Consider the following 16,021-nt stretch of genomic DNA (forward strand, 5'->3'; position numbering starts at 1 on the left):
GAGGTTCTATGATTCGGTCGATGTTGTATGCCTCAGACCTGGGTGTGTATGCGCCTTACGTGATGCAACATGCGCTGGCGATGGCGCGCACGTTCAAGGCAGACCTGTATGTGATTCATGTGGTGGAGCCGATCGGGTTGTTCGCTGAGTCGGTGCTGCAGACCTATCTGGACGAGCAAGCCTTGAGCGAATGGCAGAGCCAGGGGCTGAACACCGTAATGGCGAACATCGAACAGCGGGTGCTGGACAGTTTTCGTGAAGAGTTGCAGGACGGCGAGCAGGACTTGCAGGCGATTCGTTCGGTGCGGGTGATCCAGGGGGATCCCGCCCAAGTGATTCTCGACCAGGCGCAGAAACTCTCGGTGGATTTGTTGATCGTAGGGAGTCATAGCCAGGGCGCAGGGATCTCGACCCCGTTGGGGCGTACGGCGGCGCGGGTGCTGCAGCTATCTCAGGTACCGGTCTATCTGGTGCCTTTGCTGCAACGTCGGCGCAGTGATGATGTGTGATGGGGCGTAAACGATAAAAAGTTCTAGATTTATAAATCCAACCTTTAATATAGTTATATACCGTCGCTGATATCCGTGGCGTCTATCTGCTTTGAGGGACACATATGAAGCTTCAACAACTGCGCTACATCTGGGAAGTGGCGCACCACGACCTCAACGTTTCCGCCACGGCTCAAAGCCTCTACACCTCGCAACCGGGTATCAGTAAACAGATCCGCCTGCTGGAAGACGAATTGGGCGTCGAAGTGTTCGCCCGCAGTGGCAAGCACCTGACCCGCGTCACGCCAGCCGGTGAGCGTATCATCACCACCGCTGGCGAAATCCTGCGCAAGGTTGAAAGCATCAAGCAGATCGCCCAGGAATTCTCCAACGAGAAAAAAGGCACCCTGTCGATTGCCACTACCCACACCCAGGCCCGGTACGCGTTGCCGCCGGTGATCAGTTCGTTCATCAAGCAGTACCCGGACGTGGCCTTGCACATGCACCAGGGCTCGCCGATGCAGATCGCCGAAATGGCGGCTGACGGCACCGTCGACTTCGCTATCGCCACCGAAGCCCTGGAGCTGTTCGGTGACCTGGTGATGATGCCGTGCTATCGCTGGAACCGCTGCGTCGTGGTGCCCCAGGGGCACCCACTGGCCAAGTTGCCGAAGCTGACCCTTGAAGCGCTGGCCGAATATCCGATTGTTACCTACGTGTTCGGCTTCACCGGCCGCTCCAAGCTTGACGAAGCCTTCAGCCATCGCGGCCTCACGCCCAAAGTGGTGTTCACTGCGGCTGACGCCGACGTGATCAAGACCTACGTGCGCCTGGGCCTGGGCGTTGGCATCGTGGCCAAGATGGCTGTCGATACCAAACTCGACAGCGACCTGGTCGTGCTGGATGCCAGCGAATTGTTCGAGTCCAGCGTGACCAAGATCGGCTTCCGCCGTGGCACGTTCCTGCGTGGCTTCATGTGCGATTTCATCGAGAAGTTTGCCCCGCACCTGACCCGTGAAGTCATGGCCAAGGCGATCCAGTGCCATAACAAGCAAGAGCTGGAAGAGCTGTTCGACGGCGTTGAACTGCCGGTTCACTGACCGGCCTAGCGGGCCTCGGTCACCACGAATTGTTGCCGGGCGCCCGCCACCAGAATCTGCACCTCATCTCCCTCAAACTTGCCCAGCAGGCTTTTGCCCAGCGGCGAGCGAGGGGTGATGACGGTCACCAACTGCCCCACCACATAGACTTTCAGGCCTGCCGCGTCTGGCGCGAGGAACAGCCATTGCTGACGGTCGTTGTCATCTTCCAGGCCAAGCAGGGTGCCCACTTCGATACCCCGTTGCTCGTCGTAGGGCCGCAGGTTGAGGTTCTGGCACAGCACCAGTGACTGTTTGATTTCCTCGACGCGCCTGGCTTGTCCTGCGGCGAGGTAAGAGGCTTCCAGGCCCAGGGTGTCGTACTTGTTCTCGGCGATGTTTTCTTCATGGGTCGCGGTTTCGTAGGCGGTTTGCGCGGCGCGCTGTGCCACATCCAGGTCGGCGGCGAGTTTTTCCAGGATCAACTGGAGGACGGCGTGTTTATTCATGGGGCTTGCGGCTCAATCACAAAATTGCAGGACGTTGGCCCGGCTCTTGTCGTTGGGGGCGTTCTGGTCCTGCTGGAGCCAGAACTGGCATTTGGGGTTGGACAGGTTGCGCGGGTTGTCCCTCGCCTGGTCCAGCGCCTGTTGTTGTGCCTGCTTGTGCAGGTTTTGCTGGTATTGCTCAAACATCTGGTTCGGTGGCTCAGGCATGGCGGCAGGCGGCTTGCCCAGCTGTTGCACGGCCTGGGTGACGGTGGCCACGGGTTGTTCGAGCAGGTAGCGCGAGGCCAGCCAGCCCGTCAGCGCGATGGCGACAACGCCCAGCCAAAGGCCCAGGGCCACGGCAATACTGAGTTTGAACATCGACAGCGGGCGATCGGACATGGCGGCCTCCTGGCGGGCGCTTGCGGTGAGCTGGGGATTGTCGCATAGCCGGTGTGCAGAATAATCGCGATCAACCCTTCTGCATGGCCGCATTTATGCGGACAATCGAGCCTTTGAATGATGGAGCCGGGAATGAAAGCCCGCTGGGATATTTTTTGCAGCGTCGTCGATAACTACGGCGACATCGGCGTGACCTGGCGGCTGGCCCGGCAACTGGCAGCGGAACATGCATGCAGGGTGCGCTTGTGGGTCGATGATTTGCGGGCGTTCGAACGCATGTGCCCAGAGGTGGATGTGCAGTTGGACCAGCAGTGGCAAGAGGGTGTCGACGTGCGCCACTGGTCACCGACCTGGGTGGCTACGCCGGCGGCCGATGTGGTGATTGCCGCATTTGCCTGCCAATTGCCCCACGACTACATGGAAGCCATGGCCGGGTGTGAGCAGCCGCCGCTGTGGATGAACCTTGATTATTTAAGCGCCGAGGAATGGGTCGTCGGTTGTCACGGCCTGCCGTCGGTGAAGTTCAAGGGCGTACAAAAGTACTTCTTTTTTCCGGGATTTCTCCCAGGCACGGGAGGCTTGTTGCGTGAGGCCGGGTTGATCGAGCGGCGTCAGGCTTTTCAGCGTGATCCCCAAGCCAGGAAAGAATTCCTACAGTGGCTGGGTGTTGTTCCTGCGGTAGGCACGCGATTGATCTCGCTGTTTGCCTACGAAAATGCGGGATTGGCCAGTTGGCTGGAAGCATTGGCGGTTGATGGACAGGCCACTCACCTGTTAGTGCCGCAAGGGCGCATCCTTGGCGACGTGCAGCGTTGGCTGGGTGTGGCTGAGCTGGCAGTGGGGGATATTCATCTGCGCGGCACCTTGACGGTGCAGGTGTTGCCGTTCGTGCGCCAGGAGCAATACGACCATCTGCTGTGGTGCTGCGATTTCAATGCCGTGCGCGGCGAAGACTCCTTCGTACGGGCACAATGGGCCGGGCGCCCGCTGCTGTGGCATATCTACCGCCAGGATGAAGACATTCACCTGGACAAGCTCGATGCCTTCCTGACGCTCTACACCAAGGCGTTGTCTGCACCCGCGAGCGCCGCGCTGATTGGCCTGTGGCAAGCCTGGAACACAGACAGCGATATGGCCTCAAGCTGGAAAATCGCGCTCGAACATTGGCCGGAGCTGACCGTGCACGCCGAGAAATGGTGCCTGGAACAGGCCTTGCAGGCCGATCTTGCGACGGCGCTGGTACAGTTTTATGAAAATTGGATATGATACGCGACCTTGATTTTTGTAAATCCCATCCAAATTTCGGATATTCGTAATGAAAACTGGTAAAGAACTGAAACCCGGTACCGTGATCCGTATCGACAACGACCCTTGGTTGGTTCAGAAAGCTGAGTTCACCAAGTCTGGTCGTAACAGCGCAATCATGAAGACCAAGCTGAAGAACCTGCTGACCGGTTACAAGACCGAAACCGTATACAGCGCTGATGACAAGCTGGACGACGTGATCCTCGACCGTAAGGAAGCGACCCTGTCCTTCATCAGCGGCGACACCTACACGTTCATGGACACCACCGACTACACCATGTACGAGCTGAACGCTGAAGATATCGAAGCCGTTCTGCCTTTCATCGAAGAAGGCATGACCGACGTCTGCGAAGCGATTTTCTTCGAAGAGCGCCTGGTTTCCGTAGAGCTGCCGACCACCATCGTGCGTAAGGTTGCCTACACCGAAGGTTCCGCTCGCGGCGACACTTCGGGCAAAGTGATGAAGCCTGCCAAGCTGGCTAACGGTACCGAACTGCAAGTTGCTGATTTCATCGAAATCGACGACCTGATCGAGATCGACACCCGTGAAGGTGGTTCGTACAAAGGTCGCGCCAAGAAGTAATTCTGGCGTTACTGACAAAAAACCCGACCTTGAGTCGGGTTTTTTTTGCCTGTTTGCCAGTCACACCGTGATATGCAGGCGCACATCAACATTGCCGCGGGTGGCATTGGAGTACGGGCAGACCTGATGTGCCGCGTCTACCAGGCTTTTAGCCTCGCCTTGCTCCAGGCCGGGCAGGGACACGTGCAGGTCGATGTCCAGGCCAAAACCACCGGGAATCTGGCCGATGCCCACATGGGCGGTGATCGAGGCGTTATCGGGGATCTTGCGTTTGTTTTGGCTGGCGACGAATTTCAGGGCGCCAATAAAGCAGGCCGAGTAGCCAGCGGCGAACAGTTGCTCCGGGTTGGTGGCCTGGCCGCCAGCACCGCCCAGTTCTTTTGGGGTAGAAAGTTTGACGTCGAGGATGTTGTCGTTGGAAACGGCACGGCCATCACGACCGCCGGTGGCGGTGGCTACTGCGGTATAGAGCGTTTGCATGGGAGATCTCCTTGTTGGTTTTGCGCTAAAAATTTGCGCGCTAAGTAAGTTGCTAAATAAATGTATCGCGCAAATAGTTTGCGCGCAATATAAAATTCAAAATACTCCCATTACCTGTAGGAGCCGGCTTGCCGGCGAAAAACCTGAGCGCGGCACCACGCACCCGCGTCATCATTGGCGATTTTCGCCAGCCGGCTCCTACAGGAGGCTAGACGCTACCCTGCAAATTCCTGCGCAATTCCAGCAGGTCTGCCTGCAGCTTCTGCAGTTGCTCCATCTGCAGCCCGCTGGCGCCGAGGATGCAGGGGGGAACATCCAGGGCCTTGTCCCGCAGTGCCCGGCCAGCGTTGGTCAACTCCACCACGACCACGCGCTCATCGGCGCGATTGCGTGTGCGGCTTAGCAGGCCCTCGGCTTCCAGGCGCTTGAGCAGTGGCGTCAGCGATCCCGGATCGGTCAGCAAGCGGCTGCTGATTTCGCCCACGGTCAGGCCATCTTTTTCCCACAACACCAGCATGGCCAGGTACTGCGGGTAGGTCAGGCCAAGGGCTTGCAGCAGGGGTTTGTAGACTTTGGTCATCAACAACGATGTGGAGTGCAGGGCGAAGCACAGTTGGTTGTCGAGGAGCAGGGCATCACAAGAGTCGGTCATGGCAGGGCCTTAAAGCGTATTTGATCTGGAATCTAGCGGCCAAACCTTTAACGCGCCAGATAATTTTGCCGCGGCCGTCAGCCCCAGCCACTCTGCAACGCCAGATCCCACGGTGGGATGGGGCTGAAACGGCTCTTGAGGTACTCCAGCAGCAAGCGGCTGCGTGCGTTGGCTTGCTGTTCGAGGCGCAGGGCGTAGATGCCGGCGCTCTCTGCAGTCGGCAGGCCGTTCTCGCAGAACAATGGCACCAGCTCGCCGCGTACCAGGTATTCACTGGCCAGCCAGGTAGGCAGGTGAGCGATGCCCAGCCCGGCCAGGGCGCCGGACAGCAGGGCTTCGGCATTGTTGGCGCTCATGCGGATACGCTGCGGACGGTAGGTGTTCTTGCGCCCATCGAACTCAAAGCGCCAGGCGAACGTCGGCGCCAGTCCTTCCCAGTCCAGGCCATCGTGTTGATTGAGCTGGCTGGGATGGGTCGGCGTGCCACGGTTTTTCAGGTAGGTTGGGCTGGCGCAGGCGATTCTTACGATGCTGGCCAATGGTGTGGCGATCAGCCTCGTATCAACGATAGGTCCTGCGCGCAGTACCAGATCCACCTTGCCCAGGTGTTCGCCTTGCATGTCGACAAAACTGTCGATCAAGTGCAGGTGTACGTCCAGGCCAGGGTAGACCGTCAGGAAGTCCGCAATTGCCGGCGCCAAGTGCCGTCGGCCAAACGCAGCGGGTGCGTCCACGCGAATCAGGCCTTCGGGTGCATGACTTAAAGACACGGCCTCGGCTCGTGCCAGTTGCAACTCCCGGACAACCCGCCGCGCCCGCTCGGCAAACGCCAGGCCGGCAGGGGTGGGTAGCACTGCGTGGGTACTGCGCAAGAACAGCTGGCTGCCCAGGGCGCCTTCCAGGCTGTCGATCCTGCGGGCGACGGCGGAGGGCGTCAGCGGATGGCGCCGCGCGGCTGCGGAAAAACTGCCCGTCTCCAGCACGTCGAGGAACAGGCCCAGTTGATCAGTCAAGGTCGTGGGATTCATGGGGTCATTCGCTTGTGCGGATTTGGCATAGCCATTGTGCGTTGCTGTGCGTTTCCATGCCAGGGTGGACTGCGTAGCATGCAGGGCTTGAGACGGTGCAGGGGCGCAGTTGTGGTGGATATGGCGATGTATGTGCTGCTGGGCATAGCCTTGGGCACCGTGGGTGGGTTGTTTGGCATTGGTGGCGGGCTGATTGCGATCCCGGTACTGGGCGTGTTGTTTGGGCTGGATCAGCAAATCGCCCAAGGCACCGCGCTGGTGATGGTTGTGCCCAATGTGATGCTGGCGCTGTGGCGTTATCACCAGCGCAATCGCATTGAGCTGCGCCATGCCTTGCCACTTGGCGTCACGGGCTTCTGCTTTGCCTGGCTGGGGTCGATCTGGGCAGTAGGTATCGATGCCGGTGTGATGCGCATTGGTTTTATCGCGTTTTTGGTGGCCCTGTCGGCGTACAACCTGTTGCGCATGGTCACCAGCAATGCACCGCCCAGCGCGCAGATGCGCTATTCCTGGCCGTGGCTGGGGGTACTGGGCGCAGCGTCGGGCTCCATGGGTGGCCTGTTCGGTGTCGGCGGCGCGGTGGTTGCCACGCCCGTATTGACCAGCGTGTTCGGTACTACCCAGGTGGTCGCCCAGGGCCTGTCTCTGGCATTGGCCTTGCCCAGCACCGGCGTCACTCTGGTGACCTACGCCTGGCACCATGAAGTGGATTGGCTGATCGGCATGCCCCTGGCGGTTGGCGGCCTGCTCAGTATCAGTTGGGGGGTGAAAATCGCCCACGCATTGCCGGAGCGTCTGCTACGCGGTTTGTTCTGTGGCTTTTTGGTGGTGTGTGCGGTGATGTTGACCTTCAAAGTCTGAAACCCTCGAGGATGTACTCCGCCAGGCATTCGGTGATGGGGGAGGTCATGCCCGGGTTGCGCAGCAGCCGCAGGTTGACTGAGTGCAACGGGCCGAAGCCTTCGTCGCTGCCAAGTATGCGCAGGTCTTCGGTGACCAGGCTTTCCATCATGACCGTCACTGCCAACCCCGCACCTACTACGGCCTGGATCGCCGCACCGTTGGAGCTGTGATAAGCGAGGCGATACTCTCGCCCCACAGCCTCCAGGGAGGCGCGGGCCCATTGCGTACAAAAGCTGTCCAGGCCGGAGATCGCCAGAGGCAGGGTTTCGTGTTCATCCACGCAAAAGCAGGGTGATGCCACCCAGACCATACGTTCATTGCGCAACAACTCGCCGATTTCATTGCCCTGCTCGCGGCTGACCACCGTCAGTGCCAGGTCGCGCCGCTGCATCAGCACCGGCGTTCCCTCACAGTGCATCTCGATCTGGATCAGCGGATACGCCTTGGAAAACCGCTTCAGAATACCGGGCAGGTAGCGCATCACGTAGTCGTCCGGGGTGCCGATCCGCACCAGTCCAACCATATGCGGCTCGCGCAAGGTATTGAACACCTCACTGTGCAGTTTCAGGATACGTCGCGCATACCCCAGCAACACCTGGCCCTCGGGCGTAAGCCTGACCTGCCGGCCATCGCGTTCGAAGAGTTTGCGCTGCAGCACGTCCTCTTCGAGCCGCTTCATCTGCATGCTCACCGCTGACTGGGTGCGATTGACCTGCTCGCCGGCGCGGGTGAAACCCCCTTGGTCGGCGATGGCGACGAAGGTGCGTAGCACGTCGGTATCGATGCTCGGGTAGTTGTTCAATTGATCAATCTCTGAGATGTATTGCATAAAAAACATTCGTTGGATTGATCGTAACCCTGAGCACAGACTTTAGTCATCCCCACTGGAGGGCAAGATGATGAAAGGTCAAAAAGGTTATGTGTTGATGGTGAAGCGCCCGTTTGCCGGGCTGTTTCAAAGAGTTGCCCGTTGGTACGCCTTGCATTGCGAGCGTCAGGTGCTGGCACAGATGAGCGACGAGTCGCTCAAGGATATTGGCTTGACCCGGGCGGACGTCGAGCATGAGCGCCACCGGCACTTCTGGAATGACCCGTTGGGTAAATGACGGGCTTCGCGCTACAGTCTGCGGGCGCAATCAGGAGATACACATGCCCGCAGAACTGAGCTTTTCCCTCAAGCAGGCGCGCCGTCTGGCGCTGGCGGCCCAAGGCTTCTCCGGGCGCCAGCCGCCGTTGCAGATCAAGGCCACCCAGGTCAATCGCGTGATCGAGCGCCTGGGCGTATTGCAGATTGATTCGGTCAATGCCGTGGCGCGCTCTCACTATTTGCCGCTGTTTTCCCGCTTGGGCAATTACTCGCCGCTGCTGCTTGAACAGGCGGCCTGGAGTCAGGGGCGCCAGCGCACGTTGTTTGAATATTGGGGGCATGAGGCCTCGCTGTTGCCCATGGCGCTTTACCCGCTAATGCGTTGGCGCATGCAGCGGGCAGCCGAGGGGCAGGGGATCTACCAGCAGATGGCGCGTTTTGGGCGTGAGCAACAGCCCACCATCCGCCGCGTGCTGGCCATTGTCGAGCAACGGGGCGCGCTGGGAGCGGGCAGCCTATCGACCCGTGAAGAGCGCGCCGGGCCGTGGTGGGACTGGAGTGATGAAAAGCACGCGCTGGAGTGGTTGTTCGCTGCCGGCCTGGTGACGGTTGCGGGGCGCCGTGGTTTCGAGCGGCTGTATGACCTTCCGGAGCGGGTCATACCGTCTGCGATTCTGCAACAAGCGCCCTTGAGCGAACACAGCGCCCAGTGCGGCCTGTTGCTACATGCCGCAACGGCGTTGGGTATTGGTACAGAAAAGGACCTGCGCGATTACTTTCGCCTGGACCCCGCAGACAGTCGTGGGCGCCTGGCCGAGTTGGTCGAGGACGGGCAGTTGCAAGCGTGCCGGGTCCAGGGGTGGAAGCAGGTCGCTTATTGCCTGCCCGAGCCCAGTGTCCCGCGCAAAGTGGCAGCCAGCGCCTTGCTGTCACCCTTCGACTCATTGATCTGGGAGCGCAGCCGTACCGAGCGGCTGTTCGACTTTCGCTATCGGTTGGAGATCTACACCCCGCAGGACAAGCGGGTGTACGGCTATTACGTACTGCCGTTTCTGCACAATGAACGGATTGCTGCACGGGTGGATTTGCGGGCCGAGCGAGCCCGTGGGCGGCTGGCGGTGCATGCCGTGCATGAGGAAGAACCGGGGCTGGACGAGGCGGGGATGTTGGCGTTGGCGTTGAACTTGCGGCAGATGGCAGATTGGTTGGGGTTGGAGCAAGTCCAGGTCAACTGCCAGCGGCACAGTGCAGCCCGGTTGCGGGTGGCGATGCTGGCAATAGAGGTTGGCCGTTAGGGCCCTATCGCGGGCAAGCCCGCGATAGGGGTCGATCAGGCTACAACTGCCCTAGCGTTTGACCTGCTTCAACGTCTCGGCAATCAAGAACGCCAGTTCCAGCGACTGATCGGCATTCATCCGTGGGTCGCAATGGGTGTGGTACCGGTCCGACAAGCCATCTTCGGTAATCGGCCGCGCGCCCCCGATGCACTCGGTGACATTCTGTCCGGTCATTTCGATATGAATCCCACCGGCATAAGTGCCTTCGGCTTGGTGGGCCTGGAAGAACGCCTTCACTTCGCTGAGGATCTGCGCAAAGTCCCGGGTCTTGTAGCCGCTGCTGGCCTTGATGGTGTTGCCATGCATCGGGTCGCAGCTCCAGAGCACCTGCTTGCCTTCGCGCTGTACCGCACGGATCAGGTTGGGCAGGTGATCACCGACCTTGTTGGCGCCCATGCGTGCGATCAGGTTCAAGCGGCCGGGATCGTTGTCCGGGTTGAGGATATCGATCAGGCGAATCAAATCGTCGGGGTTCATGCTCGGGCCGACCTTGACCCCGATCGGGTTGTTCACCCCGCGCAGGAACTCGACGTGCGCGCCGTCGAGCTGGCGCGTGCGGTCGCCGATCCACAGCATATGGGCTGAACAGTCGTAGTAGTCGTTGGTCAGGCTGTCGCGGCGCACGAAGGCTTGCTCGTAGTTGAGCAGCAGGGCTTCGTGGGCGGTGAAGAAGCTGGTCTCGCGCAATTGCGGCGAGCTGTCCATGCCGCAGGCGCGCATGAAGGCCAGGGTCTCGTCAATCCGATCCGCCAGTTGGCTGTACTTGTCGGCCAGGGCGGAGTTGGCGATAAAGTCCAGGTTCCACTTATGCACCTGGTGCAGGTCGGCAAAACCGCCCTGGGCGAAGGCCCGCAGCAGGTTCAGGGTCGCGGTGGACTGGTGGTAGGACTGCAACAGGCGGTCGGGGTCCGGGACGCGGCTTTTTTCGTCGAAACCAATGCCGTTGACGATATCGCCGCGGTAGGCGGGAAGGGTGATGCCGTCGATGGTTTCGTCGTTGGCCGAGCGCGGCTTGGCAAACTGGCCGGCCATGCGTCCGACTTTGACCACCGGGCAGCTGGCGGCGAATGTCATGACAATGGCCATCTGTAGCAACACTTTAAACGTGTCGCGGATTTTTGCCGCCGAGAACTCGGCAAAACTCTCGGCGCAGTCGCCACCTTGCAGCAGGAACGCGCGACCCTGGGTCACCTCGGCAAACTGGCGGCGCAGCTCCCGGGCTTCGCCTGCGAAGACCAGCGGTGGGTAACTGGCCAGGCTCTGCTCGACCTGCAGCAAGTGCGCGGCGTCGGGGTAGCGGGGTTGTTGCTGGATCGGCAGGGCGCGCCAGCTGTCGGGGCTCCAGGGTTGGCTCATCGTGAACTCGAATGAATGTCGGGAGCGTGCATGTTATCAGCAATTAGTGCGTGACCTGCTGGCGCTGCTTGGCCGACAATCGCGCCTTTCCCGCTTGGTACCAGGCGGCTTGAACCCATGCCCGGGCCCATTAGGAGATGAAATGACTGAGGAGCGCGTCGAGCGCCTGTTGGCTGAGGTCCATGATGACTTTGGCATGATCCGTGTGCTGGAAGTGGCCGATTACCGCTTTCTCGAATTTGGCGATGCCATCGAGCAAAGCTGCGTGTTTACCGCCGATCCGAGCTGGCTGGAGTATGACTACACCCGTGCCATGTTGATTGGTGCCTTGTGTCATGAGCGGCCCGAAAGTGCGCTGTTTCTCGGTCTGGGTGCCGGGACATTGACCCAGGCCTGCCTCAAGTTCCTGCCCCTGGAAGATGTCGAGGCCATTGAGCTGCGCCCGGACGTGCCGCGCCTGGCTATCGAGTATTTGGGGCTGGATGATGACCCGCGGCTGTATATCCGTGTGGGCGATGCCTTGGAGTTGCTGGAGACTGCGGAGCCGGCGGACCTGATTTTCGTCGACCTGTACACCGATGTGGGGCCGGGGGTTGGCCACCTGGCCTGGACCTTCCTGGAAAACTGCCAGAAGAAACTCAACCCAGGCGGTTGGCTGGTGATCAACCAGTGGGCGACCGATGATGGCAAGCCGCTGGGCGCCGCGTTGTTGCGCGGGCTTTATCATCGGCATTACTGGGAACTGCCGGTGAAGGAGGGCAATGTGATCCTGATCGTGCCAGCGGATCTGGATCAAGAGCTGGATTTGGGGGCGGTTTCCATTCGAGCCGAAGCTCTGGCGCCTCGGCTAGGTTACTCATTGCAGGCGTTGATCAAGGCTGTTCGGCCGGCGACTTAGTTGCCTGTACTGGCCTCATCGCGGGCAAGCCCGCCCCTACATTTGACCGCATACATCTGTGGGAACGGGCTTGCCCGCGATGAGGCCATCACTGTCGACGACCTTACAAGCCTTTAAATACCCCCGGTCGCTTCTCCAGCATCGCCCGCACCCCCTCCTTGGCATCCTCGCTATTGAGCAGTTTCTCCACCAACACCGGCAACCCGGCGGCCGCTGCGGTTTCACCTTCATCCCGCGCCTGGCGTGCCGAGATCAATGTGGCCTGCACACCCAATGGCGCCTGGCTGGCAATCCGGTTGGCCAGGGCCAGGGCACGGGGCAGCAAGTCCTCGCTGGCCATGACCTCCTGTACCAGCCCCAGTCGCAAGGCTTCATGGGCGTCGAACTCGTCGCCGGTCAGCAGCCAGCGCATGGCGTTGCCCCAACCAGCGATCTGGTGCAGGCGCAGGGTGGCGCCGCCAAAAGGAAAGATCCCACGTTGTACTTCCATCTGCGCAAAGCGCGTATTGCTGGCACACAGGTTGATGTCTGCGGCGAGCATCAATTCGATACCGATGGTCAGGCAATAGCCCTGGGCTGCCACGATCACCGGTTTGCTGACCCTGGGTCCCGCGAACACGCCCCATGGATCGCAGCCTCCCAGCGGTGGTTGCCAGCCCTGTGCCATGGTGTGGGCGACGTTGATCAGGTCCAGCCCGGCGGTGAAGTGGTCGCCGTGGCCGAAAACCACGGCCACGCGCGCCTCTTCATTGCGATCGAATTCGCCGTAGGCCAGGCTCAGTTCGTTGAGCAGGTCGAGGTCGAAGGCATTGCGCTTGGCGACCCGATCGAGCCCCAACAGCAGGACATGCCCTTGTAGTTCACGGCTGACACGGCTGCTGCTGGTTTGTTTCATGGGTGGATCCTCGGGCGCGAAAGGCAGTTTCGGACCGAAGGGCCCGCTGCAAAAGGTGAAGCGTTTAAGCGCAATGATCAACAGGGCCGGGCCTTTGAAAAATAGACGCTCCTGCAAGGATGCGCAAAGCCTGTGGCGTAGAGCAGTTGAATGGTCTTTTCCGATAAAAAAAGCTCCCTTTTTCAGGGATTTCCGGTATAGTGCGCGCCGGCCTTTAACCGGGCCGCGTTTAGGTAGCGCAATTCCCCGAAGTCAGCTTCGGCTGCACGTCCGCACTGCGGACTCTCCCTTGACGAATCTTTTTCATTCATTCGTTTTCGCAAATCCCCGCCGACAAAGCAGCCAGGGCGACTCTTGAGTCTCAACACGGCATGCGCAGCTTTGGAGCATGGGTCTTTGCGGATGCACTTAGAGGCAGACCCATGACCCAGGAAACCGGCGGCTTCGCCGCTTTTAATCTTAACCCGAACATTCTTGCTGCCGTCATCGCGACCGGCTACGAAGAACCTTCGGCTATTCAGCAGCAATCGATCCCGATCATCATGGCCGGCCAGGACATGATTGGCCAGGCGCAAACCGGTACCGGTAAAACCGCCGCGTTCGCCCTGCCTATCCTGCACTGCATCGATCCTGCCAAGCGCGAGCCGCAAGCCCTGATCCTGGCGCCAACCCGTGAGTTGGCGCTGCAAGTAGCAACCGCTTTCGAAACCTACGCCAAGCAAATGCCGGGCGTTACCGTTGTGGCCGTTTACGGCGGCGCGCCTATGGGCCCGCAACTGAAAGCAATCCGTAATGGTGCGCAGATTGTTGTCGCCACTCCGGGTCGTCTGTGCGATCACCTGCGTCGCGACGAAAAAGTGCTGTCGACCGTGAACCATCTGGTTCTCGACGAAGCTGACGAAATGTTGAAGCTGGGCTTCATGGATGACCTGGAAGTCATCTTCAAGGCGCTGCCACCGACCCGTCAGACCGTGCTGTTCTCGGCCACCCTGCCGCAGTCGATCCGTGCCATTGCCGAGCGCCATCTGCGCGATCCGCAACACGTGAAGATCCAGACCAAGACCCAGACTGTTACCGCGATCGAACAGGCTCACCTGTTGGTTCACGCTGACCAGAAGACCTCGGCTGTATTGAGCCTGCTGGAAGTCGAAGACTTCGACGCACTGATCATGTTCGTGCGCACCAAGCAAGCGACCCTGGACCTGGCCAGCGCCCTGGAAGCCAAAGGCTATAAAGCCGCTGCGTTGAACGGTGATATTGCCCAGAACCAACGTGAGCGCGTTATCGACTCCCTCAAGGATGGCCGCCTGGACATCGTTGTGGCGACTGACGTAGCTGCCCGTGGCCTCGACGTTCCACGTATCACCCACGTGTTTAACGTTGATATGCCGTACGACCCTGAGTCCTACGTTCACCGTATCGGCCGTACCGGCCGTGCCGGTCGCGAAGGTCGTGCACTGCTGCTGGTGACTCCGCGTGAGCGCCGCATGCTGCAAGTGATCGAGCGTGTAACCGGTCAGAAAGTTGCCGAAGTCCGCCTGCCGGATGCCCAGGCCGTTCTCGATGCGCGCATCAAGAAACTGACCAACAGCCTGTCGCCGCTGGTGGCTGACGCTGAATCGACCCACGGCGACCTGCTGGACCGCCTGACCGCCGATATCGGTTGCACCCCGCGTGCCCTGGCTGCAGCCCTGCTGCGCAAGGCTACCAACGGTCAGGCCCTGACCCTGGCTGCGATCGAAAAAGAACGTCCACTGGTGCCGAACAACGCTCCGCGCGGTGATCGTCCAGAGCGTACCGGTGATCGTCCGGACCGTGGTGATCGTGAGCGTCGTGCTCCGGTTCCATTGGCTGAAGGCCGTGCTCGCTGCCGTACCGCGCTGGGCGCACGTGATGGCATCGCTGCCAAGAACCTGCTGGGCGCTATCCTCAACGAGGGTGGCCTGGCTCGTGAAGCGATTGGTCGCATCCAGGTGCGTGACAGCTTCTCCCTGGTGGAGCTGCCGGAAGATGGCCTGGAGAAATTGCTGGCCAAGCTGAAGGACACCCGCGTTGCTGGCAAGCAGCTCAAGCTGCGTCGTTATCGCGAAGATTGATCGGCCCTCGGGTTGATTGATCGAACATAAAAAATCCCCGACTGGTTCGGGGATTTTTTATGCCTGGGGTTTCACCTTGCCTGGGTTCTTGTGGAGGGCTGGCGTGCGATGGCATTTGCATCACAGGCAAGCGTGCGGCCTATAAAAACGCTGCTAATCAAATCGATAGATATCCATTCCCAAGGCGCCGAGGGTGAATCCCTGATGGGCCACAGTGAACTGGCCGCCTGCGCCGTAGGCGAAGTACAGCGGTAACAAGTGCTCATCGCTGGGGTGGCTGCGCACGGCATGAGGTGCTTGCTTGCGGTAGTCGTGCAGCCCGGCCTCATCCTGTGTCGCTAGTTTGTCGACCACCCAATCGCGAAAGTCACGCGCCCAGGGCTCAATGCTTTCCGGCCCGGCGTGCCAGTCCAGCTCACTCAGGTTGTGGGTGATGCTGCCGGAACCGATCAGTAAAATACCTTCTTTGCGTAAGCTTGCGAGTGCCTGACCGATTCGGGTTTGCAGCGCCGGTCCCATATGGCTGGGCAGGGATACCTGTACCACGGGTATATCGGCTGCCGGGTACATCAGTGACAGCGGCACCCAGGTGCCATGGTCGAATGGGCGCTGGTGGTCGAGGCGGGCAGGCAAGCCATCGGCTGCGAGCAGCTCGACAAGCCGCTGCGCCAGGGCCGGATCGCCGGGCGCTGGATACTGCACCGCAAACAGTTCGCGGGGGAAGCCGCCGAAGTCGTGCCAGGTCTCTGGGGCGGGGCTGGCGCTGACCAGCAGTTCACGGCTTTCCCAATGTGCGGACATCACCACGATTGCCTTGGGCCGTGGCAGGGCGGCGGCCAGGCGCTTGAGCGCCGGGCCGCTGGCGCCAGGTTGCAGGGCGAGCATGGGCGAACCGTGGGAAATAAACAGGCTGGGAAGCATGAGCGGGCCCTCAAGGTTAAGAT

General features: G+C 60.3%; 18 protein-coding genes. 9 read left to right on the forward strand and 9 right to left on the reverse strand.

All coding sequences use genetic code 11. The features are described from left to right. Nucleotides 1-8: 8 nt before the first annotated feature. Together HZ99_RS26805 and cysB are read left to right on the forward strand one after the other, a co-directional pair. Complete coding sequence (locus HZ99_RS26805; protein ID WP_029298005.1) at nt 9-509, forward strand: universal stress protein; 501 nt, start codon at nt 9-11, stop codon at nt 507-509. 104 nt (nt 510-613) lie between these two features. After that, entirely contained in the window at nt 614-1,588 is a 975-nt protein-coding gene (gene cysB, locus HZ99_RS26810) for an HTH-type transcriptional regulator CysB (protein WP_010176165.1), read from the forward strand. Between the two features lie 5 nt (nt 1,589-1,593). Here the strand turns inward: cysB and HZ99_RS26815 are convergent, their stop codons facing one another. Beyond that, on the reverse strand, nt 1,594-2,076 hold the full coding sequence (locus HZ99_RS26815; protein ID WP_038447492.1) for a GreA/GreB family elongation factor: 483 nt from the start codon (nt 2,074-2,076) through the stop codon (nt 1,594-1,596). A 12-nt stretch (nt 2,077-2,088) separates the two neighbouring features. After that, nucleotides 2,089-2,457 (reverse strand): hypothetical protein, encoded by a 369-nt coding sequence (locus HZ99_RS26820; RefSeq protein ID WP_038447496.1) that lies wholly within the window; start codon nt 2,455-2,457, stop codon nt 2,089-2,091. 132 nt (nt 2,458-2,589) lie between these two features. Here HZ99_RS26820 and earP point away from each other — a divergent pair, with 132 nt between their 5' ends. Continuing rightward, on the forward strand, nt 2,590-3,723 hold the full coding sequence (earP, locus tag HZ99_RS26825; protein ID WP_038447499.1) for an elongation factor P maturation arginine rhamnosyltransferase EarP: 1,134 nt from the start codon (nt 2,590-2,592) through the stop codon (nt 3,721-3,723). 49 nt (nt 3,724-3,772) lie between these two features. After that, on the forward strand, nt 3,773-4,345 hold the full coding sequence (locus tag HZ99_RS26830; RefSeq protein ID WP_029298017.1) for an elongation factor P: 573 nt from the start codon (nt 3,773-3,775) through the stop codon (nt 4,343-4,345). Nucleotides 4,346-4,405: 60 nt separating this feature from the next. Here the strand turns inward: HZ99_RS26830 and HZ99_RS26835 are convergent, their stop codons facing one another. The 3 genes from HZ99_RS26835 to HZ99_RS26845 all read right to left on the reverse strand — a co-directional run bounded on the left by HZ99_RS26835 (nt 4,406) and on the right by HZ99_RS26845 (nt 6,505). Continuing rightward, a complete protein-coding gene (locus tag HZ99_RS26835; RefSeq protein WP_038447502.1) occupies nt 4,406-4,825 on the reverse strand; it encodes an organic hydroperoxide resistance protein in 420 nt (139 codons plus the stop codon). 208 nt (nt 4,826-5,033) lie between these two features. Then, nucleotides 5,034-5,477, reverse strand: coding sequence for a MarR family winged helix-turn-helix transcriptional regulator (locus tag HZ99_RS26840; RefSeq protein ID WP_038447505.1), 444 nt, complete (start codon nt 5,475-5,477; stop codon nt 5,034-5,036). A gap of 77 nt (nt 5,478-5,554) precedes the next feature. Further along, complete coding sequence (locus HZ99_RS26845; RefSeq protein WP_038447508.1) at nt 5,555-6,505, reverse strand: LysR family transcriptional regulator; 951 nt, start codon at nt 6,503-6,505, stop codon at nt 5,555-5,557. A 111-nt stretch (nt 6,506-6,616) separates the two neighbouring features. Here HZ99_RS26845 and HZ99_RS26850 point away from each other — a divergent pair, with 111 nt between their 5' ends. Next, nucleotides 6,617-7,366, forward strand: a complete 750-nt coding sequence (locus HZ99_RS26850; RefSeq protein ID WP_038447511.1) for a sulfite exporter TauE/SafE family protein — start codon at nt 6,617-6,619, stop codon at nt 7,364-7,366. On the opposite strand, the gene HZ99_RS26855 is transcribed toward HZ99_RS26850, so the two are convergent. After that, the gene (locus HZ99_RS26855; RefSeq protein WP_038447514.1) at nt 7,356-8,237 is read right to left on the reverse strand and encodes a LysR family transcriptional regulator; all 882 of its coding nucleotides are present in this window, start codon (nt 8,235-8,237) and stop codon (nt 7,356-7,358) included. The genes HZ99_RS26850 and HZ99_RS26855 overlap by 11 nt on opposite strands. 70 nt (nt 8,238-8,307) lie before the next feature. On the opposite strand from HZ99_RS26855, the gene HZ99_RS26860 reads away from it, so the two are divergent. Continuing rightward, complete coding sequence (locus HZ99_RS26860) at nt 8,308-8,514, forward strand: DUF1127 domain-containing protein (RefSeq protein ID WP_038448212.1); 207 nt, start codon at nt 8,308-8,310, stop codon at nt 8,512-8,514. 43 nt (nt 8,515-8,557) lie between these two features. After that, nucleotides 8,558-9,790 carry a winged helix-turn-helix domain-containing protein gene (locus HZ99_RS26865; protein ID WP_038447517.1) on the forward strand — a complete coding sequence of 411 codons (1,233 nt, stop codon included), beginning with the start codon at nt 8,558-8,560 and terminating at the stop codon, nt 9,788-9,790. Nucleotides 9,791-9,841: 51 nt separating this feature from the next. Here the strand turns inward: HZ99_RS26865 and HZ99_RS26870 are convergent, their stop codons facing one another. Continuing rightward, nucleotides 9,842-11,188, reverse strand: coding sequence for a class II 3-deoxy-7-phosphoheptulonate synthase (locus HZ99_RS26870; protein WP_038447519.1), 1,347 nt, complete (start codon nt 11,186-11,188; stop codon nt 9,842-9,844). A gap of 142 nt (nt 11,189-11,330) precedes the next feature. Here HZ99_RS26870 and HZ99_RS26875 point away from each other — a divergent pair, with 142 nt between their 5' ends. Then, nucleotides 11,331-12,086 (forward strand): spermidine synthase, encoded by a 756-nt coding sequence (locus tag HZ99_RS26875; RefSeq protein ID WP_038447522.1) that lies wholly within the window; start codon nt 11,331-11,333, stop codon nt 12,084-12,086. A 103-nt stretch (nt 12,087-12,189) separates the two neighbouring features. Here the strand turns inward: HZ99_RS26875 and HZ99_RS26880 are convergent, their stop codons facing one another. Further along, complete coding sequence (locus tag HZ99_RS26880) at nt 12,190-12,981, reverse strand: crotonase/enoyl-CoA hydratase family protein (protein ID WP_038448213.1); 792 nt, start codon at nt 12,979-12,981, stop codon at nt 12,190-12,192. A gap of 422 nt (nt 12,982-13,403) precedes the next feature. Here HZ99_RS26880 and HZ99_RS26885 point away from each other — a divergent pair, with 422 nt between their 5' ends. Further along, the gene (locus HZ99_RS26885) at nt 13,404-15,077 is read left to right on the forward strand and encodes a DEAD/DEAH box helicase (RefSeq protein ID WP_017136163.1); all 1,674 of its coding nucleotides are present in this window, start codon (nt 13,404-13,406) and stop codon (nt 15,075-15,077) included. 153 nt (nt 15,078-15,230) lie between these two features. On the opposite strand, the gene HZ99_RS26890 is transcribed toward HZ99_RS26885, so the two are convergent. Then, nucleotides 15,231-15,998 (reverse strand): DODA-type extradiol aromatic ring-opening family dioxygenase, encoded by a 768-nt coding sequence (locus HZ99_RS26890; protein WP_038447530.1) that lies wholly within the window; start codon nt 15,996-15,998, stop codon nt 15,231-15,233. Nucleotides 15,999-16,021 lie beyond the last annotated feature (23 nt).

It is taken from the genome of Pseudomonas fluorescens (assembly GCF_000730425.1).
Lineage (GTDB): Bacteria > Pseudomonadota > Gammaproteobacteria > Pseudomonadales > Pseudomonadaceae > Aquipseudomonas > Aquipseudomonas fluorescens_X.